The 21396-nt window shown below is 44.7% G+C and carries 24 protein-coding genes; 17 read left to right on the top strand and 7 right to left on the bottom strand.

Translation table 11 applies throughout. The annotated features are described in order from the left end of the window. From MiSe_RS27510 to MiSe_RS51225, 3 genes are all read left to right on the top strand, one after another. Positions 1 to 266, top strand: a 266-nt coding sequence (locus tag MiSe_RS27510; RefSeq protein ID WP_226586482.1) for a tetratricopeptide repeat protein, incomplete at its 5' end; no start/stop codon positions are given. 290 nt (positions 267 to 556) lie between these two features. Then, positions 557 to 802, top strand: a complete 246-nt coding sequence (locus tag MiSe_RS27505; RefSeq protein ID WP_226586480.1) for a UPF0175 family protein — start codon at positions 557 to 559, stop codon at positions 800 to 802. Next, positions 799 to 921: a hypothetical protein gene (locus MiSe_RS51225; protein WP_264196709.1), complete on the top strand. Its 123-nt coding sequence runs from the start codon at positions 799 to 801 to the stop codon at positions 919 to 921. The genes MiSe_RS27505 and MiSe_RS51225 overlap by 4 nt, the downstream gene beginning before the upstream one ends. A 45-nt stretch (positions 922 to 966) precedes the next feature. On the opposite strand, the gene MiSe_RS27500 is transcribed toward MiSe_RS51225, so the two are convergent. From MiSe_RS27500 to MiSe_RS27485, 4 genes are all read right to left on the bottom strand, one after another. Then, complete coding sequence (locus MiSe_RS27500; protein ID WP_226586478.1) at positions 967 to 1560, bottom strand: Uma2 family endonuclease; 594 nt, start codon at positions 1558 to 1560, stop codon at positions 967 to 969. 45 nt (positions 1561 to 1605) lie between these two features. Beyond that, positions 1606 to 2268 (bottom strand): Uma2 family endonuclease, encoded by a 663-nt coding sequence (locus tag MiSe_RS27495; protein WP_226586476.1) that lies wholly within the window; start codon positions 2266 to 2268, stop codon positions 1606 to 1608. Between the two features lie 146 nt (positions 2269 to 2414). Next, positions 2415 to 2678, bottom strand: coding sequence for a hypothetical protein (locus MiSe_RS27490; protein ID WP_226586469.1), 264 nt, complete (start codon positions 2676 to 2678; stop codon positions 2415 to 2417). A 460-nt stretch (positions 2679 to 3138) separates the two neighbouring features. Next, complete coding sequence (locus tag MiSe_RS27485; RefSeq protein WP_226586466.1) at positions 3139 to 3885, bottom strand: class I SAM-dependent methyltransferase; 747 nt, start codon at positions 3883 to 3885, stop codon at positions 3139 to 3141. Between the two features lie 205 nt (positions 3886 to 4090). On the opposite strand from MiSe_RS27485, the gene MiSe_RS27480 reads away from it, so the two are divergent. From MiSe_RS27480 to MiSe_RS27460, 5 genes are all read left to right on the top strand, one after another. Further along, complete coding sequence (locus MiSe_RS27480; RefSeq protein ID WP_226586465.1) at positions 4091 to 4954, top strand: isocitrate lyase/PEP mutase family protein; 864 nt, start codon at positions 4091 to 4093, stop codon at positions 4952 to 4954. 333 nt (positions 4955 to 5287) lie between these two features. Beyond that, positions 5288 to 6445: an AbrB family transcriptional regulator gene (locus MiSe_RS27475; protein WP_226586463.1), complete on the top strand. Its 1158-nt coding sequence runs from the start codon at positions 5288 to 5290 to the stop codon at positions 6443 to 6445. Positions 6446 to 6702: 257 nt separating this feature from the next. After that, entirely contained in the window at positions 6703 to 7509 is an 807-nt protein-coding gene (locus MiSe_RS27470; RefSeq protein ID WP_226586461.1) for a DUF1838 domain-containing protein, read from the top strand. A 1249-nt stretch (positions 7510 to 8758) separates the two neighbouring features. Next, positions 8759 to 8920, top strand: a complete 162-nt coding sequence (locus MiSe_RS27465) for a hypothetical protein (RefSeq protein WP_226586458.1) — start codon at positions 8759 to 8761, stop codon at positions 8918 to 8920. 187 nt (positions 8921 to 9107) lie between these two features. Further along, on the top strand, positions 9108 to 10679 hold the full coding sequence (locus tag MiSe_RS27460) for a pentapeptide repeat-containing protein (RefSeq protein WP_226586456.1): 1572 nt from the start codon (positions 9108 to 9110) through the stop codon (positions 10677 to 10679). Between the two features lie 222 nt (positions 10680 to 10901). Here MiSe_RS27460 and MiSe_RS27455 read toward each other — a convergent pair whose 3' ends face one another. After that, positions 10902 to 11948, bottom strand: a complete 1047-nt coding sequence (locus MiSe_RS27455; RefSeq protein ID WP_226586454.1) for a hypothetical protein — start codon at positions 11946 to 11948, stop codon at positions 10902 to 10904. A 373-nt stretch (positions 11949 to 12321) separates the two neighbouring features. On the opposite strand from MiSe_RS27455, the gene MiSe_RS27450 reads away from it, so the two are divergent. The 9 genes from MiSe_RS27450 to MiSe_RS27410 all read left to right on the top strand — a co-directional run bounded on the left by MiSe_RS27450 (position 12322) and on the right by MiSe_RS27410 (position 19924). Then, a complete protein-coding gene (locus MiSe_RS27450; RefSeq protein WP_226586453.1) occupies positions 12322 to 12561 on the top strand; it encodes a hypothetical protein in 240 nt (79 codons plus the stop codon). Between the two features lie 93 nt (positions 12562 to 12654). Then, on the top strand, positions 12655 to 14139 hold the full coding sequence (locus MiSe_RS27445; protein WP_226586450.1) for an aldehyde dehydrogenase family protein: 1485 nt from the start codon (positions 12655 to 12657) through the stop codon (positions 14137 to 14139). A 179-nt stretch (positions 14140 to 14318) separates the two neighbouring features. Next, entirely contained in the window at positions 14319 to 14534 is a 216-nt protein-coding gene (locus MiSe_RS27440; RefSeq protein ID WP_226586449.1) for a hypothetical protein, read from the top strand. A 5-nt stretch (positions 14535 to 14539) separates the two neighbouring features. Beyond that, complete coding sequence (locus MiSe_RS27435) at positions 14540 to 14953, top strand: hypothetical protein (protein ID WP_226586447.1); 414 nt, start codon at positions 14540 to 14542, stop codon at positions 14951 to 14953. A gap of 38 nt (positions 14954 to 14991) precedes the next feature. After that, entirely contained in the window at positions 14992 to 15600 is a 609-nt protein-coding gene (locus MiSe_RS27430) for a Uma2 family endonuclease (protein ID WP_226586442.1), read from the top strand. 2 nt (positions 15601 to 15602) lie between these two features. Continuing rightward, entirely contained in the window at positions 15603 to 16724 is a 1122-nt protein-coding gene (locus tag MiSe_RS27425) for a hypothetical protein (protein WP_226586441.1), read from the top strand. Between the two features lie 112 nt (positions 16725 to 16836). Then, positions 16837 to 18141 carry an acetyl ornithine aminotransferase family protein gene (locus MiSe_RS27420; protein ID WP_226586440.1) on the top strand — a complete coding sequence of 435 codons (1305 nt, stop codon included), beginning with the start codon at positions 16837 to 16839 and terminating at the stop codon, positions 18139 to 18141. A gap of 265 nt (positions 18142 to 18406) precedes the next feature. After that, positions 18407 to 19315 carry a DUF1338 domain-containing protein gene (locus MiSe_RS27415; RefSeq protein ID WP_226586438.1) on the top strand — a complete coding sequence of 303 codons (909 nt, stop codon included), beginning with the start codon at positions 18407 to 18409 and terminating at the stop codon, positions 19313 to 19315. Positions 19316 to 19738: 423 nt separating this feature from the next. Then, complete coding sequence (locus tag MiSe_RS27410) at positions 19739 to 19924, top strand: hypothetical protein (RefSeq protein ID WP_226586436.1); 186 nt, start codon at positions 19739 to 19741, stop codon at positions 19922 to 19924. Between the two features lie 211 nt (positions 19925 to 20135). Here MiSe_RS27410 and MiSe_RS27405 read toward each other — a convergent pair whose 3' ends face one another. After that, positions 20136 to 20612 (bottom strand): ATP-binding protein, encoded by a 477-nt coding sequence (locus MiSe_RS27405; RefSeq protein WP_226586434.1) that lies wholly within the window; start codon positions 20610 to 20612, stop codon positions 20136 to 20138. Positions 20613 to 20635: 23 nt separating this feature from the next. Further along, positions 20636 to 21376 carry a DNA/RNA nuclease SfsA gene (sfsA, locus tag MiSe_RS27400; protein WP_226586493.1) on the bottom strand — a complete coding sequence of 247 codons (741 nt, stop codon included), beginning with the start codon at positions 21374 to 21376 and terminating at the stop codon, positions 20636 to 20638. Positions 21377 to 21396 lie beyond the last annotated feature (20 nt).

The following is a 21396-nucleotide window of genomic DNA, read 5'->3' as shown; positions in this document are numbered from 1 at the left end:
ATTCTCAAGTCCGCTACAGCGAAGCGGAACCTTTGTATTTGCAAGCTTTACAATTGAGAAAAAGACTGCTGGGAGAAGACCATCCGGATGTTGCCCTCAGTTTGAATAATCTGGCAGGACTCTACAACTCTCAAGTCCGCTACAGCGAAGCGGAACCTTTGTATTTGCAAGCTTTAGAAATTGCGGAACGAGTGTTAGGTGTCAATCATCCTAATACCGTTATCTTCAGCAAAAATCTGGCAATTCTCCGAGATAACATGAGTTAGCTAGATACCCGACTTGTTGGAGAAGTCGGGTATCTGTGTGTTGCAGAAATTTTGGTGGGGAAGGAGGTGCGATTCGACAGCAACAAAGATATTTCGCTACGCCATTCATCCGACACCGAATCAATTCCCAGATCTCATAGCTTAAGTTCACTCAAGTGGACTGGCATATTGTTTTAGAGTCCATTGAAATGGACTTTCGCTATTAGCCCGGAAATTTATTTCCGGGCGGGCTGGTGGTACTCATGTTACCATCGATTCAAAAGCATTCAGCCTGACAAACAGAAAACACCATGAGCCTAGTCATTTCTGATGAAATTGTCAAAGCCAGCGGTATCTCAGAAACAGAGTTACTGTTAGAAATTATCATTATGCTTTTCCAACAAAAGAAAATCAGCATCGGCAAAGCCAGTCACCTAGCAGGAATGCACCTACTCCAATTCCAACACGAACTCGCCCGTCGTCAAATCCCGATTCATTACGATGTCGAAGATTTTGAAGCTGACATCAAAACATTGCAGGATTTGGGTCAATTGTGACTGTCGTCAGCAACACTTCACCTATTACCCATAATTACAAGCCGGGACACGGCACGATTAAAGTTATCTGTTTGTCCGAGATATCTCTGATGCCGTGTCCCTACGCAACAACTCTGTGAGGTTTTTTTATTATGGGCAATTCAACGGACGTGGTATAATTTATTTTAGGGTTGAATAGTTTCTTCCTCGCCTGATTCCAGCACGACATCTTCATATACAAGCGCGATCGCACACCGAAAATCAACGCTAATTAAATAAATTTCCTCTCCTTCTCCATAAGTATAAAGTTCCCAAATTCCTCGATCGTTTAATCGGAAAACTTCAACATTCATCTGTGACGCATCAATCAAAACGTATTCTTTAAGAGTCGAAATGCGGCGATATTGCTGAAATTTTTTACCGCGATCAAAACTTTCTGTACTCGGCGAAAGAACCTCCACAATTAGACAAGGATGATAAATTGCTTGAATAGCGTTTCTGTCCCTTTCATCGCAAGTTACCATCACATCAGGATAGTGATAGGGGCCATTTTCAGATACACCTACTTTGGCATCTGCCATAAACGCTTTACACCCTTTACCCCTGACGTGAGATTTCAGGGCTGAAGCTAAATTAAGGGCAATCGAAGTATGGGGAATAGTTCCCCCAGTCATCGCAAACACTTCGCCGTTGATATATTCGTATTTAATTGGTTGCTTTTCTTCCCATTCTAGATATTCTTGGGGAGTCATGTATTTAGATTCACGATTAGCTACCATAGTAAACCTCCTTATGTAATTGGACGAATTTAAAGATGCGATCGCTTAATTCCCTAACTGTTCCACAAAAGCTTGATGTTCTGGCGTTGCCAACCCCATCTGCAACACCGACTGCACCTCAACCAAATTCCCCGCGACTAAAGCTGGAACTGATAACCACAAACCCGGAAAAATTTCGCTTCTAATAATTCCTACATCTGTTGATAAAGCAACATATTCCCCTGATCTTAAGCGGAACCAATCTACTCTTTGGTTGTAAACTTGCCAGATTAAATACTCTTGTACACCGTTGCGGCAATAAACTCTTAATTTTTCTCGCAAGTCATAGGAAGCACTACTCGCCGCTATTTCAGCAATGAATTCCGGCGCACCTTCCACATAGCTATCTTCACTAATTGTTGATTGTCCGCCTATTTCAATTCGTAACAGTACATCGGGTTGAGGTTCGTTATCTGGAGCGAGGCGAACTGTAGTATTGTCTGCTAAGTTAACCCCTGGTGTGGCAATCCAGTATATTCCTAACCAAGCCATAATTAGCGCATGTGGTGTGCCGTGAATAACTCGGACAGGCGATCCCATGTATACAACTCCTTCAATTAATTCTGCTTTCTTCAAGTTGGGCATGGCATCGTAGCGTCTCTCAAATTCTGCCCTGGTGATGCGATCGCCATTTTCCAGTGGTAATATTTTCGGCATAATTCCTGTCATAATTCGAACCTCAACCATTTGTTCCGATTGTGCCATATCGCTTTATTGTGCATCGGTGGGTTTTGTGCGATCCACAGAATCCGGGTTTCTTAGAGAAACCCGGATTCTTCAGGTTTTTTACCGTCCCGATGCGCGTGAAGCTATCGCTATCGCGTCAGCGAATCGCCTTCTTGTCGGTTACGATAGCGCACGAGAATCGTCACCAACTCGCCTGGATAATTGACTGCGGGTTGCACTGGCGTCCACTCGTCTACCAGTGCAAAGTCTTTTTGATACAACGAGTTGATCGTTTCTCGGATTCCGGCGGCGGAACTGATAATCAGAATCCGCACAGCTTCCCGTTCTGGTTCCGCTGGTTGGGAATTAGAACTGTCCGATCCGAATGAATCCGAACGAAAATCTTCTGCCATGATATTTTCTCCTACATTTTTGGTCTGGAAAAGCCAAAAATCTAGCCACCCCGCACGGCAACGCAAAGCAGGGTGGCTCCAGAGAATGTTAAAATTCTCAATTAGCCTCCCGACTGCTTACACAGTTTGGGGGGTCAAGCTGTCCATTGCCGTTTGCAGCGGCTTTGGGCAGCGAAACTAGATTTTCGAGCCATATAGGTTGCCGTCCAGTTTAGGTCTGGCAACCTATAGTTGTTGAGCATAGCGGTATTGGTTCCAACCGTCAAGAGGTGCGGTCGGGGATGATGGGTGGAGGTGCGCTCCGGGTAAAATATGCGAGCGAGCGCTCAATAAACTCCTGCAAAAACTCTTGTGGGATAGGCGACACGAGCAGTCTTTGACTTGACTTTCAACAGAGGTATATTGTTTCCGCTGGCATCGGAATTACTCAAAGCGGTCAAGGCAATTACCAATCCCTAAATTATTGGTAAAAACACAACAATTGTGTCGTGTCGAGCGGATCGCGATAGAGACAATCCCAGCGACTAAAATTATGCTTTCTGGCAAGTTCGTAAAAAGTTGCCTGAGTTTCAGGAAAATCAGAGGAACACATATGCTCTTCAGACATTACAATTTCTTGAGGAGTAAGTAAAGACCAGTGTTGACGGATACCTTCCTGATAGCGTCTAAGATAATCCTCTCGATTCTCTGCTTCTCGGCGAACAATATCGATTAAAATAAACACCCCACCACCTTGAAGCAGACGGTAAATTTCACCTACAATCAAGTCTTTTTGAGCAAGACTCAGATGATGCAAGGTAAAAGAGGCCAGAATAGTATCGAAACTATCCTCTTTCTGTTGTACCAATTCAGGCACAACTTCAAACAGATTGCCCTGGATAAAGCTTTTTTCGTAAGCACCAAACTCCATATTATCCAGGGCAATTTTCAGAGCCGTCTCGGATAAGTCAATGCCCTTGTAGGAAACAATAGTAGTATGCAATAAAGCCTGTGCAATAAAGCTGGCGTCGCCGCAACCGAGGTCAAGCAGGGAAAAGGGTTTTTGAAAGTAGCTGGCTAAAAATTCATGCAGGATGCTGTAAAGTTCCCGGTGTCCCATGTAATTGTTGGTCATTACTTTTTGATAGAGCTTCCACTGGTTATTGAAGAACTCATAAGTTTGGGCGGATAGATCTTCATTGCCATTTAATAAGGTTTGCTCTGACATTGTACTTTTGCTCTTCTTTGCAGGTTGGGAGAGAGCGGTTGGTATTGCATTTATGTACTTGCTCTGCTTACCAGCCATTCTCCAGGACAATTACTCTATCTTGCGCTCGTTCAGGAAAATTAGCAAGATCGATCCGAGGTGAGCCAATTAGCTGTATTCTCAGAGGGAGATGTTTTTACCTTAAAGTGTCCTCCCCTTTTTGTTTATGTCCTCTAGCCAAAAATTGCGACAGTTACTCAAACGTCCTGAAATCCTAGTAATTCCAGGCATATACGATTGTCTGGGAGCCAAACTAGCCGAACAATTGGGCTTTGAAGTTCTTGCTACTAGCGGTTTTGGTATTGCCGCTTCTACCCTCGGTTTGCCGGATTACGGGTTGCTCACGGCTACCGAAATGCTCTACAGTGTAGGGCGGATCGCCCAATCGGTTAATATTCCCCTAATTGCCGATATGGACACTGGATATGGCAATGCTTTAAACGTTATTCGGACAGTAAAAGATGCCGTGCAATTAGGGATAGCTGGGATACTTTTAGAAGACCAAGAATGGCCTAAAAAATGCGGTCATTTTGAAGGCAAGCGCGTCATCCCCATGGCGGAACATGCAGGGAAAATTCGCGCCGCAGTCCAAGCGCGGGGTGACAGTGGGTTAGCAATCATTGCACGTACCGATGCCCGTGCGCCGCTAGGTTTAGAAGAAGCAATTCATCGCGGTCGCGCTTATATTGCAGCGGGGGCTGATATCCTATTTGTGGAAGCGCCCCAGTCGGTTGAGGAATTGAAAGCCATCGTCGCTGCTTTCCCAGATGTGCCGTTAGTCGCCAATATGATTGAAGGCGGTAAAACTCCCCAACTTTCTGCATCGGAGTTACAGCAACTCGGCTTCAAAATAGTCTTTTTCCCCGTTTCTACCCTGCTGGCGGTGACACAGGTAATGACTGCTTGCTTGCGTCAGTTAAAAGAACAAGGAACCACAGCTAATTTGAAAGACTTGGTTAGTTTCAAAGACTTTCAAGAACTCATCGGCGTTTCTAAATATCTCCAAATCGAGCAGCAATTTAAAGAGTAGTGGTAATTGGTAATTGGTAATTGGTAATTGGATTAAAATGCATTATATCGTTTCTGGTTGCATCAGAATTACTCCTTGTAGCGGCAATTAGCAATTAGCAATTAGCAAAAGCTGTAACGCACCCTCAAGGCTCTCGGTGCGTTACGGCTTTTGCCTAACGCACCCTACTCAATATGAGTAAAAATACTTGCAATAATTCTTTACAACTGTTATACTAGCTCATAGTAGGCAACCCGTATGCTTGGTTACCCTGGTTTTCTACTATCAATAAATTAAAACAATTATTGATATAAGTAAAACTCATTTTCGCGGAAAACGGAAGAGGATTCGCTTGTGAATAAAAGCTTATCTACAAAACATCTCATAGCAATTGTTGTTTTAGAACTGCTTCTCGCTATAACCCTTGGTATAGCAATAACAAAATTCGGCATTGGTGGTGTTGCTTGGTTATTTGGGGGCATCGCTTCTGGAGCGTTAGTCTATAAAGCTTACCAAATTTTTTACAGAATAACTCCTAAACCGAATAAAAAAGCCAGACAAATCGGACAAACCCTGGTAGGACTGAGTATTGGATTTGCGATTGCTTCCAGCAACCTAGCCGCAATTACCTCCCAATTACACGTTTTGATCCTGCTGACATTATTTAGTCTGGTAACCGGAACTTTCATCGGCTATTTCTACTCGCGCATTAGCAAAGTAAACTTGTTTAATGCGATGCTCGCTACCGCTCCGGGTGGGGTAGGAATTATGTCGAGTATCGCGGCTGATTATGGTAGAAATGTTTCCCAAGTGGCGTTAGTTCAAAGTCTCCGCGTTACCACCGTTGTTTTGACAATTCCGTTCGTAGCGAGGCTATTAGCAGGGGATAGCACGGGTGCGAGCGTAGGGATTTCTCCCAAGTTGTTTAATATCGATATTCAAGGGCTACCGTTATTAGTTTTAGCATTAGCGATCGCATTGTTAGGCGTTCGCTCTGCCACGTTGCTAAAAATTCCCGCCGCGCCCTTTTTTGGCGCGTTAATTGTGGGGATAATATTCAATCCAATGTTGAATTACCTTCCCTTCATTGCCGACTTAGATTTTACTCCCCCGAAACTGGTGAATTTAATCGGTCAAGTGTTACTGGGAGTCGCCGTCGGCGAACATTGGGGAAATCAACCTTATTTGAGCAAAAAAGCGGTAGGATATGCTTTAATCCCCGTCGGATTGATAATTGGAGCGGGATTGATAGCGGCGGCAATCGCTCATCAATTAACCTCCTGGGATTGGCTAACTTGTATTTTAGTCACCGCACCAGGAGGCGCACCAGAAATGATTTTAGTCTCCCTCGCCTTAGATCGTAACGTCGAAATCGTCACCGCCGGACACCTCGTGCGACTGATGGGACTCAACGCCTCTCTACCCGCGTGGATATTCTTAATTGACTATCTCGAACGTCGCCTCTCCGGTGCAAATACCTCCAAGAATGCAGGTAAGAGGGTGAGCAGGTGAGCAGGTGAGAAAAAGCCTTGCATCCGACACCCTTAAGGGTGTGGCTGTAAAAATAAAGCCCGCGAAGGCGGGCTGCATTTGATTTGAGCCTGCGAAGGCAGGCTTCGTTTGTGTAGCCACATGCTTTAGCATGTGGCGGTGAGCGTTGCAGACAATTGGCGAATCTATTACTAGAGAAACCCGGTTTCTTGAAGAAACCGGGTTTCTGCATCAATAAATGAAATAATAAGTACATCGGGATTGGCAAGGCTATATATATGATCAACGAAGTCAAAGAATTTGATACCAAACAATGGGTCAAAGCACGCGCTTCCCTCGATGGTAATCAAAGCTTTCTTACTTGGACTGGTTCGATTTACGCTTTTGTTCCCAACGAAAAGAAAAGGCGATTGTTCGGTATAGCTGGAATGAGCGTCAGCAGATGCATCGCCAATCCCGATGATACTTGGGAGTTTACTTCTAGGGAATTAACTTATTATCTTGACCCCAGTACGGGAGAAATTATGCACAAATGGGAAAACCCCTGGACGGGAGAAACCCTAACAGTTATGCACGTGGCTAATAATCCCGTTGAAGGGCATTTTAAAGGAACGTTTCCCGCCCAAGTTAATGGGAAAATTACAACCTTTGTATTTGATTTATTTTCCACCTACCCAAATCCCCTAGCAGAAGAGCCGAAATTTGCCGAATACAGTCCCCAAGCTACCTATCAAGCAGCTGAATTATTTAAACTCACGGTTCCTACGCAAGAATTGCTCGACCCAGAAGTTGTTTCAGTTTCTAAAATGTTGATAAGTTGGGATAGAATTGGGCCTTGGGTTCCTTGGATGAAAATGGGAAATCGCCCTGGTCATTTAATATATAGTGCCAACGGTCTTAAGGTGAAAGATATCACCGAATTACCCCAAGTGCTGCAAGATGAAATTAATACGCGGGTGCCTTTGTATAAAAATGCTCCCAAAGCACCGTTAGATAGCGATATGACTTCTTGGACATACTTTAAAAAGCATTTTGATGCTTATTTAGCAGGGGAAAGGTTTCCCTTACCAGCAGGGGAAGACTAAGATTAATTGCCAATTGAAGCATTCCAGATTGCGCCTCGTTACCAGGTAGGGAACCTGGTAAAGCTAGAGGCGCAATCGCGGCATTGTGCAATGACCAAGAAGACAAAGGAGTTGGGGAGAAGGGGTGACAAAGGAGTTGGGGTGACAAAGGAGTTGGGGTGACAAAGGAGTTGGGGTGACGCTAAGAATGCACCCTTCTTTTGATCTCTGCACCTGGTCTTGAATCTCCCGAATTTAAACGCGCTAGAAGAACATTATTCCTTGTTGGAATCCCCTGACTCCTACCATGGGGTTTCCTTGCGTCACCGTGTCGGGAGCTTCCGCTTCAAAGCTTGCACCAACTTGGGTATAGGCAGTTCTGATGTCGGCAGTGCATACTTGCTTGATGCTAGGAAAGTAGCAAAAGTCGGAAAAATCGGGTATGCCTAAAAATTCTAAGTGTGATGCTTATAAAGCATTAGACTTTACGGACATGTTCTATTACCCTATAAAGTTGTAGGCTTTGATTTTCGGTAATTAAAGTTCGTCTCACTGTCAACAAAGAAAGTACTTTTTTAGAACCTACCTCGCAAGGCAAAAGCCAACTTAGAAAAAGAAGGCAAATAATTAAGCAAGAACCAACAATATCAGGGCACCAGGACAAAATTCACGCGATAGCAAACTATTTCCTCCCCTGTTGGCAGTTGTTGATTCAGGCTAATTGGCAGTAAATCTCTCCTCTAAATACCTAGATAACCAAGCAGGTGAAAAAATGAGCAACAAAAACTATCAAAACAATGGTTTAGGCAAATTACAACTGAGCAATCTCTGCCATAAATACGGCTTGGGCTATAGGAAATAAAATTTATAGCAAAATCTTGGCTGGTGCATAATCTAATAGATCATACCCAAAAAAAATACTCGCTCACCAGGAAAATAGGAATAAATAGTTATGAAATTATAAAAATTTTTCTGGCACAAAACATGGCTTTTCTGATCTCGATTCCCCCAGAAAGCAATTTAAGAAAACTGCTTTCCTTTTGTTTGGCAACAAAGCCTAGAGAACATACTTCAGGACCAGATCTCTTGAAGATGACCTGTGATATCATGTCCGCGAGAGATCGGTAGTGTATGGATGGCTAATTGCTCGCTTGCTAATTGCTCGCTTGCTAATTGCAAGCTTGTCAATTGCCTCCAGAGCAGCCATTAGCGATTAGCTATTAGCTATTAGCAGTTACACAACCGTTGCTACCGGACATGATATGAGCTAATGGAAAACCCATCTAATTTGCCTTATTGGACGCAAGAAGTGATGGGTCTTGATTTAGATTACAGTACTGAGGAGTGGAAAGCCCTGGGAGAGATGGGCATAAAGGATGCACGGCAGTTTATGGCTGCCCTGTTTTACGAATTGGAAAATTTAGATTTGTAATAACTCAAGTTGCTAGTTATCTCACGAAGAGCGGCTAATGGCTAATGGCTAATGGCGAGATTGGTAAAAATCCTATATTAGCAAGCTTGCAATTAGCAATTAGCAAGCTGGCAACGCCCTTGTTTATAACTAGCAACTTGCGTTATGTCAGGCATGAGTGAGTTAGCTTTCAATTCAGGGAAAAAATATGGAAATCAATCCTCGCTCTGGTAAATTTTCATTTAACTTATTGGGAAAAGCTCTTCCAAATCAGTCACCACAAGTTGAATTCCCGAACCAGGAAATTCCAAAGGAACAGGCGGAGGCGACACCAGCCACACCAGATGGGAACACACTGGAGGAAGTCGCTCTAACAGAGCCAGAAAAATTACCCGTAGAGTTAATACAAAGCAGCTTTGAAAAAATTAAACCACGTGGCGATGAATTTGCCGCCAGCTTCTACGAAAACCTGTTTACAGCGCACCCAGAGGTGAAACCGCTGTTTGCTAGTACCGACATGGAAAAGCAGCAGAAAAAGCTACTTAATTCTCTGGTATTGGTGGTAGAAGGTTTACGGAATCCAGAAGCTTTAGGGGAAGTACTCAAAGCTCTGGGAGCTAGACAGGTTGGCTATGGAGTAATTCCCAAATCTTACGGACCAGTTGGAGCAGCACTGCTTTCTACTTTGGAGCAGTACCTCGAGCAAGATTGGACCAGTGAAGTTAAGCAAGCGTGGGTAGCTGCTTACAGAGCAATTACCACGGAGATGTTAAAAGGTGCTGGTGTAGATAATCAACCAAAAGTTGTCCGAAATGAAACAGCAGCAACGATTAAGCAGCCTTCAGAATCCAAGGCAGAACTACTAAACGAATCCCAGCAACTTCAGCCGCAAGTAGAGCAACAGAAAAAGCCTTTAGTATCACAGTGGGATGGTGAATTCCTCAAAGCAATTCTAGGGAAAATCAGCGACAGTTATCGGCAACTTCTGCCCCAATTATCAATACAGAAGTGGCTAGCCATCCTCAAAGAAATTCCGGGGAAAGCTATCGACGCTTTTTGGACACAACCATCATGGTTAATTGCTATTGTTTCAGCCGTCATAGTCACAATACTTTTTGTGATAGCCGATGACAATTCTCTGCTGGCAGACGCTCTGGAGTCCGCTGATGTTGTCAGTCTCATAATTGCCTTAGTTCTATTCGTTAAGGAAGCTCCCGATCGCAAAAAACAATTTCACTACCAAGCTTGGAGTGTAGTTGATGGATCCCACGGCATCAGAAAAAGTTATGCAAGAATCTTAGCACTCCAAGATTTGAATCAGGATGGTGTTTCTCTTAGAGAATTGGATGCTCCTGGTGCAGAGTTAGATGATATTTATATCCCTAACGCCAATCTCAGTGAAGCCAATTTGAGTGAAGCCGATCTTAGTAATGGTAATCTGAGCCACGCCAACCTCGATAATGCTAACCTCAGTAAGGCTAAACTTATTGCTACTAATCTCGAGGGTGCCAACCTGAGTTTTGCTCGCTTGAATCAGGCAAACCTCAGTAGTGCCAACCTCAGTAGCGCTAACTTAATTTGTGCTGACTTTAGCAATGCTAACCTGAGCGGTGCCAAATTGAAGAAGGCTAATTTGAGTGGTGCTAACCTCAAGGATGCCTACCTAATGGGTGCAAATCTAAAAGGTGCAAAAGTGAGCATTTCTGACTTGAGAGGTGCTATCCTTGATGGTGCGATTATGCCTGATGGATCAAAATATAAACCGGAGTCAGGACTTTAGTCCGTTATCTTTTTAGGGCTGCTAATGGCTAATAGCTAATGGCTAATGGTAGAACCGAAAAATATTCCCATCAGCAATTAGCAATTAGCGATTAGCTTCTGCTGTGCAACCCACGATAGTTATAACTAGCAACTTGGGTTATTATAGCGGATTGCAGGCGCATGAGGTACACCTTGGCAGCAGTGTGCGCGCACCCTTAAGGGTGCCACTACACAAAAGGCGTCACTCGCTTGCAATCTGCTGTAACGTCCAAAAATAACCATCGGGTGCGACAAAAGAAAAGCTTTCTTCCCCAAATTCGTTTAAGGAAATTTCTGTAAATTTTTGCACTCGACTCGCTTTGATGCGGTTTAAATACTGTTTAATTCCCCGCACCCGATAAGTATATAGCGACATTCCCAAACATCCCGGTTGCGCTGCTTCAAAGTTATTTTCTAATTCGATTGATTCGGGAAATCTAATAATATAAAGCCTTCCCGAACGCGCTGCTTGAACGTTTGTTTTTGACGAACGCGGATCGTCAAAAGCTGTAACTAAAAATTTTTCATTTGGTTGCAATTCAAAAATTTCTCTTCCAGCTTTGGAATCGTAATTAGTTTCTACATCATCGCGAACTCGCAGCAATCCCAGGGTTTCTTCATAAAATTTTAGCGTTTCTTTGCTGTCATCTTGAACCACCATTCCCATGTGGGTAATTTGGCTGGTTTTAAAAGGAGCGCTGTTATTGATAGTGCCGTAAGAAAACATTGTATAACCAAACCGTTGAAATAAAACTTGTCTGGTTAAAGGTTGCAGCACCATCATTTCTCGCACGCCAATCGCGGGATCGATAAAAGGACGCGCTTTTCTTTCTTTGTTGTAGATGATCTCCCAACTCGGATAGGTGTATTTGATGGGTAAACCGGCGGCGACGGCTGCTTCTACCTGATTTAAAATGTTGAACAAATCAGCAGTTAACGTTGTTGTCCAGCGGTTTCCCTTTGCTTTCATCGAGGACATTTTTAACCCTGAGTTTGTCGGGTTTTCCCAAACCATCAGGCGAATTAAGCCGTGGTCGGCCTCTCCGTGGTAAAGTCTGATCGAGCGTAAAGCGGACTCAACTCCATACAATTGGTAGGCGGCTGCTTTAGATAATTCTCCCTCCTGTCCGATGCGATAGCCGAATTGCTCCCAATATTGAATTTGAGGGATGGGATCTTGGACTCCTATACATGCTTCGTAAATGCCTTCTATTGCTGTAGATTCATTCCCTGCGTTGCGATCGCTCATTTTTACCCTCAATTTTATCCGGCTATTTCAGTGTTTTTACTATTATTTTATCAGGTAATCCACCAATATGCGTAATTTCCCTTACGTAAAAACACTGAAGCAAATTGAGCAAAAAAAAAACGCCCGACGTTTCAGCCGGGGCGGTAATCATCAGGGTGCATCTACTAATAGTATAGTACCCCTATGAGGGGTCTGACCCCTCACCCCCACCCAAAAATTATAAATATTTATTAAATTTTTATCTATCGAAAAGAAAATAAAATTGATAGAGAGAGGGAATTGGAGGACAAGGGGGTGCAGTCATGCGCCAGTTCATGGTGGTGAAAAGTTCACAGCGTCGCCGCGTCGCCGCGTCAGTCTCAACCAACTATAATTGACCACACCCAGGACAAGGGAAGACTTGCGGGGTGGATGTATGGTGGGAAAGCATCCGGTGATGGTACACCGCACAGCTGTGTGCAGGCACCATGCGCGGGTGCCGCTACACAAACCAAGCGCCAAAACGCTTTCCAACACTTCGCTGGCAATCCGCTATCAGCAGCAGATGCGAGAGTCAGCGACAATTGAGACAGGACTTACCCACGACGATCCTAGAAACCGGGTTTCTACGTAGAGTTTCTTGGCGTAAGTCCCGTGAGATCAACTCGCCCCCCGTCTAATCCCCAATCTAAAATCTAAAATCAGAAATCTGAAATCTGAAATTCCCATGACTTGCCTGAATTACATCAACGGAGAATGGATACCCGCCCAATCGGGAGCAACTTTAGAAAGTCGGAACCCTGCCGACTGGCGGGAATTAATCGCCACGTTTCCCCGATCTGAAGCTGGCGATGTGGATGCAGCTGTCGCATCTGCGCGTCAAGCATATCGCACTTGGCGGCTTGTACCCGCGCCCGCCAGGGGAGAATTTATTCATAAAGTCGGAGAGTTGTTAATTCAGCACAAAGAAACCCTTGCCCAACTGATGAGTCGGGAAATGGGCAAACCGATTGCCGAGGCGCGGGGAGATGTGCAAGAAGGAATTGATTGCGCGTTTTATTACGCGGGAGAAGGGCGTCGTTTGTTTGGGCAAACCACACCTTCGGAAATGCCCAATAAGTTTGCTATGAGTGTAAGGACGCCGCTCGGGGTTTGTGCTTTAATTACTCCTTGGAATTTTCCCGTGGCGATTCCTTGTTGGAAAATGATGCCCGCGTTAGTTTGCGGCAATACGGTAATTCTGAAACCGGCAAAAGATACTTCTACTTGTGCTAATTTTCTGGTTTGGTTATTCCAAGAAGCTGGGTTGCCGCCTGGGGTGGTTAATTTAGTGCATGGTGCAGGAGAAACAGTCGGAAAAGCTTTATTGGAACATCCAGGCGTTGATTTAGTATCGTTTACGGGTTCGTCTAAAACTGGGGCAGAAATTGGGGCGACTTGCGGACGCACTCACAAGCGAGTTTGTCTGGAATTAGGCGGGAAAAATGCCCAAGTTGTGATGGAAGATGCCGATTTAGAACTTGCTTTAGAAGGTGCGATCTGGGGTGCATTTGGTACGTCCGGACAACGTTGCACCGCAACGAGTCGGTTGATTTTGCACCGCGATATTAAGGATAAATTTACCGCTATGCTGCTAGAGCATACCAGCAAGTTGCGGCTCGGACATGGTAACGATCCTAATACCGATGTGGGGCCATTGGTGAATCAGGGACAGTTGCAACGAGTGAGTCATTATTTGGAAGTTGCCCGCAGCGAAGGGGCAAAGGTTTTAATCGGTGGGGAAATATTAAAAGATGGGGAATTGCACCACGGTTTCTTTTTTGCACCGACTATTCTTGACAAAGTTACCCCCGATATGCGCGTCGCCCGCGAGGAGATTTTTGGCCCCGTGGTGGCATTGATTGAGGTAAGCGAGTTTGAGGAAGCGATCGCGATCTTAAACGATACGAGTTACGGTCTTTCTTCTTCAGTTTATACCCGCGATGTCAACCGGGCATTTCAAGCAATGCGCGACATCGAAGCAGGCATTACTTATATTAATGGTCCGACTATCGGTGCCGAAGTACATTTACCCTTTGGCGGCGTCAAACAAACTGGAAACGGACACCGGGAAGCGGGGAGTGCCGCATTGGATGTATTTACCGAATGGAAGACGGTTTATGTCGATTTTTCCGGTAAATTGCAACGCGCTCAAATTGATAATCGGGAATAGGTAATGGGTAATGGGTAATTGGTAATTGGTAATTGGTAATGGATAATAGGAAAGCAAGGTGAAAGGTCAATGGTAAAGGCTTTACTACAACTAGAAAGTGCCAGAACTATCCTACGCCTTGCCGATTTGGATGACGTTACAGCTATAATTCATTACTACGAGGGGATAAAAAGCCAAAAATGACATTAACAGAGTTGCTTCCCGCTATTCGAAAATTATCTGCGCCAGAGAAACTCAAGCTGATTCGCATCTTGGCGGAAGAACTGGATGCTGGCGCGTCTATTTTTCCTCTGGAGCCACATAAAACCTACGACTTGCCAACACCCTACAATGCTTTTGGTGCTGGAGAAGCTCTAATGCAAGCGTTAAAAATGGCTGACAGCGATGGTAACTAAGTGTAATGCGATTCACATATTCGACCACAGATCCATCTCAAAATGAGTTTGATAGTCTGCCGCGTCTTCCATTGATTCTTCGCCGCAATACTCAGGTTGTTGAAGTTGTTGGGTTAGTGGATAGTGGTGCTACAGTTAACGTTTTGCCTTATGAAATTGGCATCCAGTTAGGTGCTGTTTGGAACGAGCGCGAAGCCATTATTCGCTTGTCAGGTAATCTCGGCAATCAGCCAGCTATGCCACTATCTGTCATGGCAGAGATTGGAGAGTTTGCGCCTGTAAGGTTGGTATTTGCTTGGGTCAAAAGTGCCAACGCGCCATTAATTCTGGGACAGACAAACTTTTTCTTAGAATTCGATGTTTGTTTCTACCGTTCTAGGTTTGAATTTGAAATTAAGCCTAAGTCGGAGGAGCTATAGCTATAGTTGCTTGATAACCTAGCTGATAAAAAATAACCATGACTACATTCCAAGCAAAACAACAGCTTACCTTCGAGCAATTCTTAGAACTCGAAGTTGAGTCAGAAGGTTTTTATGAACTGGTGAATGGAGAGGTTGTGAGGAAATTAGCGACAAGACAACATGATAATATCGCAGATTTCATTTCAAACTCTTTGCAAGATGAGGTCAAACGTCTTAATCTAAACTACAGAGTGTCAGGCAGAATTGTAGTGAGAACACTTACCCCAGAAGGACAAGAACAAGGTCGCCAACCTGATGTAAGCGTAGTATATCAAGCACTTTGGGATTCTAATCTTTCTGCATATACGGCTTTCGTCGAACCACTTCAGTTAGCAGTTGAAGTAGTATCGACCAATTGGGAAGATGATTATATCGATAAACTGGATGAATATCAACGTTTGGGTATTCCAGAATATTGGATTGTAGATTACTTGGCTTTAGGAAGTCGAAATTACTTGGGGAATCCTAAAGTGCCAACAGTGTTTGTTTTCTTACTCGATGAAAGTGGCGTTTACCAATGCAATCCTTATCGAGGTGCTGAAGGAATAATTTCGCGCACTTTCCCAGAATTGGCGCTGACGGCTGAACAGATTATCCAAGCGTAGATATGACCGTGGATTGGGAGCAATTAGAAACTGAATTAGGCGCGGATATGGTATCTGCTATCCGTCATTTATCCTCGGATGAAAAAGATGTGCGATCGCTAGCTTTAAACGACTTATTTGACTTAAGTTGGCATCAAGGATCGTTGTTGTGGCGAGCAGCTTTTGCTGTACCCTTTCTGATCGAACACCTGCAACGTGAATCTGAAGAAGATTTGTTATACAGGATTCTGATCGATTTGGCACACATAGGCACGGGAACCTCATTCTGCGACCTGCGAAAAGATTCATCGCTATATGCCTCTACACGGAATACGCCCGAATTCCAAGAACAAATGGAAGAGGAATTATACTGGATGGAAAAAACTTATGAAGCCGTTTATAAAGGCGTTGATGTCTATCTTAATTTACTAGAACACGATGCACCTAAAGCCAGAATTGGAGCAGCTTACACTCTTTCCTGCTGTAAAGCAGATGCGGCGCGGATTTGCGACAGAATGCGCGATCGCTTTCATAAAGAATCAGAGGAAATGGTCAAAGCAACGCTCCCGTTATCTCTGGCAATTCTGAGTAACAATACACCTTTAGAACCTGCATTCTTTGAGGAAGTTTTAGATGCAAATTCTTCCAGGGATATCGTCAAACTTTCTGCTGCGATCGCTCTCGCCTATATCCCTGGTACAAATATGTCTGAAAATGCTCGGCAAACCCTAGTTCACCTAATCGAAAAGCCAGATTTATTTGTGAGACTATGCAACCATTACGAAAACCATATGGCAACTGCTCACAACTTAATAGTTAGCGACTTTTTGTGGCGTTTGAACGACGAGCAAATGGCACATATCATTCCAGTACTGGCGCAAAAAGTAGAGGAACTCCCTTACGGCTATAAGACACTAATTGAATTAGCTTTTCAAGACAATAAGCTGCAAGAAGGGATAACTATTCACGAATTAACAGAAAGCCAGCAATTTGTTTTAAGAGCGATCGCAAACGACGATCGTCTCTGGAAACTGAGCAACTATTTTATCAGTTCCATATTGAAAGATTTGGGAATCAAGGGGTCGCCTCTAAGAGAAAAGTTGATCCGGTTTCTCAATGGTGACACCCTCCACTATGACCCTTAAAAATGGGATCTGTGGATTTTGGATTTTACCCAATACCATAGAAGTAGTTACTACTGAACAAAATTGCATAATTTTTTAATCTAAAATCCCCGCAGCCACAATCCAAAATCATATGCTGAGTATTCCTACCAAACGTCCCCTGCCTCGCGCGCCTCGGATTGTCACGTCTCTACCTGGGCCTCGCGCTCATGCTATGGTAGAACGCGATCGCGCAGTCTCTTCCCCCTCCTACACCCGTGGTTATCCCCTCGTTATCGCCCGTGGTGAAGGCTGTATGGTCGAAGATGTAGATGGCAATGTATTCTTAGACTTAACCGCAGGTATCGCCGTCACCAATACAGGTCACTCCCATCCCGAAGTCGTCCAGGCAATTCAAAACCAGGCGGCGCAATTTTTACACATGTCGGGTACGGATTTTTACTACGAAACAATGGTGGAGTTGGCAGAAAAATTAGCAGCTCGCGCGCCTTTTCCCAACGGGGCGAAAGTGTTTTTTACTAACTCTGGTGCCGAATCGAACGAGGGGGCGATTAAATTAGCCCGGTATTATACGGGGCGATCGCTGATCGTCGCCTTTCTCGGTGCATTCCACGGACGCACCTACGGCGCGATGTCCCTAACTGGTTCCAAAGCAGTGCAGCGCAAGCAATTTGGGCCATTAGTCCCCGGCGTGACGCACATTCCCTATGGAACTCATGAAAGTTTAGATTATCTAGAAGAAAAGCTATTTCCGGCGGTATTACCCCCCCAAGAAGTTGCGGCGATTGTGGTAGAACCAATTCAAGGGGAAGGGGGGTATATTGTCCCCGAAGATGGGTTTTTGCAGAGAGTGAGAAACCTGTGCGATCGCTACAACATCCTCATGGTAGTCGATGAAGTACAATCCGGCATGGGTCGCACCGGCAAGCTATTTGCCATCGAACATTGGGACGTGAAACCGGATATCATTACCCTAGCCAAAGGCATCGCCAGCGGACTACCTTTAGGTGCAATTTTATCCCGACCGGAATTAATGACCTGGCCTCCCGGTGCCCACGCTACCACTTTTGGCGGTAACCCCGTTGCCTGTGCAGCTGCAAATGTAACCTTGCGGCTTTTGGAAACAGGCATGATGGAAAATGCTCTAAATATGGGAGAGTTATTGCAAGCAGGTTTAACCAGGTTAGCGAAAACCTTTCAGCAAGTTTCCCTACCGAGAGGCAAGGGTTTAATGGTGGCAATTGACTTATTAGATGCAGCGGGAAAACCTGATGGGAAATTGCGAGATAAAATTGTAGATGAAGCCTTCTACAAAGGTTTGTTACTCTTAGGTTGCGGTAAAGCAGCGATTCGGTTTTGTCCGCCTTTGGTTATCGACAGCGACCAAATTCAAATGGCGCTGGAAATTATCGAAGAATTGCTAATTGCTAATTGCTAATTGCTAATTGCTAATTGCTCATGGAGATTCGGTTGATTCCTATCTACGATTAGCGATTAGTCAATCATACCAAATTCGGAGCGACAACCCCTCTTATCTTCTTCCTCTTCTCTTTGTGTCCTACCCAACGGGTGCGCCGAAGAAAGCGTCTATCGCGTCTTCGCGGTTTATTTAAAAGGAGGGTGATGAAAGCGGATTTGATATCACCAATTACCAATTACCAATTACCAATTACCCATTACCCATTACCCATTACCCATTACCTATGACCAATTACCAAATCGCTCAAAAACTCTGGCATAAACTCTGGGAAAATTACATTTCCAGAGTCAATTACGCCCAAGTTTACCAAAAAATGATAACCGCAGCGGGTGGTACCGTCGCCAACGACCACATCGCCTTCCGTTCTTTGCGCTTAACAGTCGAACAAAAGAATCTGGGAATTGAACATCTCGCGCAAATTGTCGCAGCATTAGGTTACGCACCAGCAGGGGAATATCACTTTCCTTCATCTCATCTGTATGCGCGTCACTATCGCCATCCAAAACAAGACGAATTCGACTTGCCAAAATTGTTTATTAGCGAGTTAATTGTTGATGAATTACCTGATGAAATTGCCAAACTGATTTCTCAAACAGTCGTGTCAGGTTTATCCATCCATTCGCCAACATTTCCCAGCAATATCGAGTCCTTATCTGAATCAGAAATAGAACAATTTGTCAATCAACTTTCAACAATATTTACTCGCCCTTGGCAACCTCCCCGGAAATCCACTGTGGAAACAGTAAATAACGTAACTCAGTATGGAGCCTGGGTACTGCTGCACGGATACGCCGTCAATCACTTTACCGGCTACATCAACCGCCAGAATACTCCCGAGTATCCAGAGATCGAAAGTACTGCTAGCGGCTTATCCCAGCGAGGCGTGCCGATGAAAGCCCAGATTGAAGGCAGTCCTTGCAGCGGTTTAAGGCAGACGGCAACCCATGCTGTGCAAGAAATGGTTACGGTGCTAGATGATACTAGCGGTGAGTTGATAAATATCCCTTGGACTTATGCTTATTATGAGATTGCCGAACGCAATTTGATAGAAATCGATGGGGGTGAAAAGGTGCTTTTTGAAGGGTTTCTTGATGCTCAAGCGAAGAATTTGTTTGAAATGACGCGGAAATAATGTAGGGAACATCAACAATTATTTTGCCGCAGCCAAGATAGTACTGTTGCCGTGCCCCTACTGATGCGATCGCCACCATAATTCGAGGAATATAAGATGTCCTATAGGGATTTCAAGAGCCTCAACTTAGCGCTAGCATCGTTTAAGCTCACCTTGGTCAATACTGCCAATTTGTTTGCCGCAATTCCTGGGGGTAAACCTTCTAATTTATTATCATAATTTCTCAACCGATATGAAATACTGGCAACTAATATTGGCACTGAAAAAGCCAAATATGAGCTAATTATCTCTGCGATACTATTATATCGTGTCCGGTTGCATCGGTTGCGTTTGGAGAGCAAAGGGGATGGGGGAGCAAAGGGGATGGGGGAGAAAAAACGCTTTTTCGCACAATCAACTATACACAACTGATCTCTCGCGGACATGATATTAGATATTTACTCGCGCTATGGCGGAAAAGTTAGCTATTTTTCCGGCAACACCCTGACCGTTGATGTGGAACAAGGACTGAACGGTGAATGGGATTTTATCCTCTCGGCTTCACCCAACCAAATTGAAATATCAACCCCAATTGTGACCGTTGTTGAAGCGTTGCATCTAAATGATTAATATCATGTCCAAGTGTAACTGCTAATATCTAATCGCTAATGGCTAAATAAAAAAGAAACAGTCAATAATTACTGAGCAGCTCTCGAGGCAATTGACAATTGACAATTAGCAATTAGCAATTAGCTATTGGGATCTTGTGGAGTGGGCGTCTCGCCCGCCCATTCTATCAGCCCAAATGCGACCCCGCTCGATTGTCAGCTGGAAATTTTGATTAGTTGCGTTTGTGCTTGACGATGAGTAGGCAGTTTCTGTCATCCGGACATCGAAAGTAAACCACATCATCCGCGATGCTTCGGATCAGAAACCAACCATAGCCACCGATGGAAAGTTTACCTGGATCGGGCGCTTTGAGTGGCGGCGGATCGAACGGTGCCCCTCGATCCCAGATGCGAATTTCCAGTCGGTCGGCCCATAGAGTTAACTCAAGGTCGATAGGCGTTTCCGGTGGTAAATCCTTATGGGCGTGGCGAACGGCGTTGGTAAAGCCTTCGTCGAGGGCTAATTTCAGCATATCGACGGCTAAGTTGAGGTTCTTGCTTTCATCTGCCAACCAGGAAAGCCGAGACAGATTCTGATGGCAGAATCGATCAAACCATTCCACAACGTCAATCAGCCGATTTATATCAGTTTTAACACTAAGATGCTCTTGCTGTAGCATTCCTGGCTGCGCCACTACTTTATTCAGCATAAGTTAGATGCACCATTTATAAATTATGCTGACATAGATGGGATCAACTCTGCCAAGCCCTTGTAGCAAATACCACCTGGCGTTACCTCAAACCGCATCGGTAAAACTTCTAAGCCAGATGCGTAAGCTTCCCTCAACAACTCCCCATAAACCGGATCGGCACTATCTCCTGGGGCAAAGTGGGTACAGTCGCCGCGATTAATCAGATACAGCATCACCGCCCTAGCAGATGGCAGTAAAGCGATCAATTCCCGCAGGTGCTTTTGTCCCCGCGTCGTTACCGTATCCGGAAATAGCGCCACCGGAGTTTTTGCCCAAGTAGTATTCTTTACTTCCAAGTAGATCGGTTTATCCGCCTCGCTGCCCGTCAAAACAAAGTCCACGCGGCTGCCTTTATCCACACCGTAGCCGACTTCCCCCCGAATTTGGCTGTAGTTCCCCAACTGGGGAAACAATCGTTTCTCCAATGCCAGTTTTATGATCTGATTTGGCAAAGCTGTATTAATGCCTACCCAGGTTGGTTCGGTGTCGGTCACCTGAATCATTTCCCAAGTGTAGGCGAGTTTGCGCTTGGGATTGTCGCTCTGGGATACTTGTACTAAACTACCAGGAGTAGAAACCCCCGTCATTGGCCCAGTATTCGGGCAGTGGGCGGTAATGACTTCTCCCGTCGCCAGTTCGATATCGGCGAAAAATCGCTTATAGCGTTTAACCAATATGCCGGGATAAAGAGTTGGGTATCGATAGATAAAATCAGCCGTCATCAGGTTTAAATAATTGAGAG

Origin of the sequence: Microseira wollei NIES-4236 (assembly GCF_020521235.1) — a bacterium.
GTDB classification, from domain to species: Bacteria; Cyanobacteriota; Cyanobacteriia; order Cyanobacteriales; family Aerosakkonemataceae; genus Microseira; species Microseira wollei.
The sequence above is the reverse complement of the archived record's forward strand: the minus strand, read 5'-3'. Positions and strand labels throughout refer to the sequence as shown.

Bases quoted from the DNA above. Each gene is read 5' to 3' on its own strand.
- MiSe_RS27505 (WP_226586480.1), top strand. From the start codon at position 557: ATGAGCCTAGTCATTTCTGATGAAATTGTCAAAGCCAGCGGTATCTCA.
- MiSe_RS27500 (WP_226586478.1), bottom strand. From the start codon at position 1,560: ATGGTAGCTAATCGTGAATCTAAATACATGACTCCCCAAGAATATCTA.
- MiSe_RS27495 (WP_226586476.1), bottom strand. From the start codon at position 2,268: ATGACAGGAATTATGCCGAAAATATTACCACTGGAAAATGGCGATCGC.
- MiSe_RS27490 (WP_226586469.1), bottom strand. From the start codon at position 2,678: ATGGCAGAAGATTTTCGTTCGGATTCATTCGGATCGGACAGTTCTAAT.
- MiSe_RS27485 (WP_226586466.1), bottom strand. From the start codon at position 3,885: ATGTCAGAGCAAACCTTATTAAATGGCAATGAAGATCTATCCGCCCAA.
- MiSe_RS27480 (WP_226586465.1), top strand. From the start codon at position 4,091: ATGTCCTCTAGCCAAAAATTGCGACAGTTACTCAAACGTCCTGAAATC.
- MiSe_RS27470 (WP_226586461.1), top strand. From the start codon at position 6,703: ATGATCAACGAAGTCAAAGAATTTGATACCAAACAATGGGTCAAAGCA.
- MiSe_RS27465 (WP_226586458.1), top strand. From the start codon at position 8,759: ATGGAAAACCCATCTAATTTGCCTTATTGGACGCAAGAAGTGATGGGT.
- MiSe_RS27460 (WP_226586456.1), top strand. From the start codon at position 9,108: ATGGAAATCAATCCTCGCTCTGGTAAATTTTCATTTAACTTATTGGGA.
- MiSe_RS27455 (WP_226586454.1), bottom strand. From the start codon at position 11,948: ATGAGCGATCGCAACGCAGGGAATGAATCTACAGCAATAGAAGGCATT.
- MiSe_RS27445 (WP_226586450.1), top strand. From the start codon at position 12,655: ATGACTTGCCTGAATTACATCAACGGAGAATGGATACCCGCCCAATCG.
- MiSe_RS27440 (WP_226586449.1), top strand. From the start codon at position 14,319: ATGACATTAACAGAGTTGCTTCCCGCTATTCGAAAATTATCTGCGCCA.
- MiSe_RS27435 (WP_226586447.1), top strand. From the start codon at position 14,540: ATGCGATTCACATATTCGACCACAGATCCATCTCAAAATGAGTTTGAT.
- MiSe_RS27430 (WP_226586442.1), top strand. From the start codon at position 14,992: ATGACTACATTCCAAGCAAAACAACAGCTTACCTTCGAGCAATTCTTA.
- MiSe_RS27425 (WP_226586441.1), top strand. From the start codon at position 15,603: ATGACCGTGGATTGGGAGCAATTAGAAACTGAATTAGGCGCGGATATG.
- MiSe_RS27420 (WP_226586440.1), top strand. From the start codon at position 16,837: ATGCTGAGTATTCCTACCAAACGTCCCCTGCCTCGCGCGCCTCGGATT.
- MiSe_RS27415 (WP_226586438.1), top strand. From the start codon at position 18,407: ATGACCAATTACCAAATCGCTCAAAAACTCTGGCATAAACTCTGGGAA.
- MiSe_RS27410 (WP_226586436.1), top strand. From the start codon at position 19,739: ATGATATTAGATATTTACTCGCGCTATGGCGGAAAAGTTAGCTATTTT.
- MiSe_RS27405 (WP_226586434.1), bottom strand. From the start codon at position 20,612: ATGCTGAATAAAGTAGTGGCGCAGCCAGGAATGCTACAGCAAGAGCAT.
- sfsA (WP_226586493.1), bottom strand. From the start codon at position 21,376: ATGACGGCTGATTTTATCTATCGATACCCAACTCTTTATCCCGGCATA.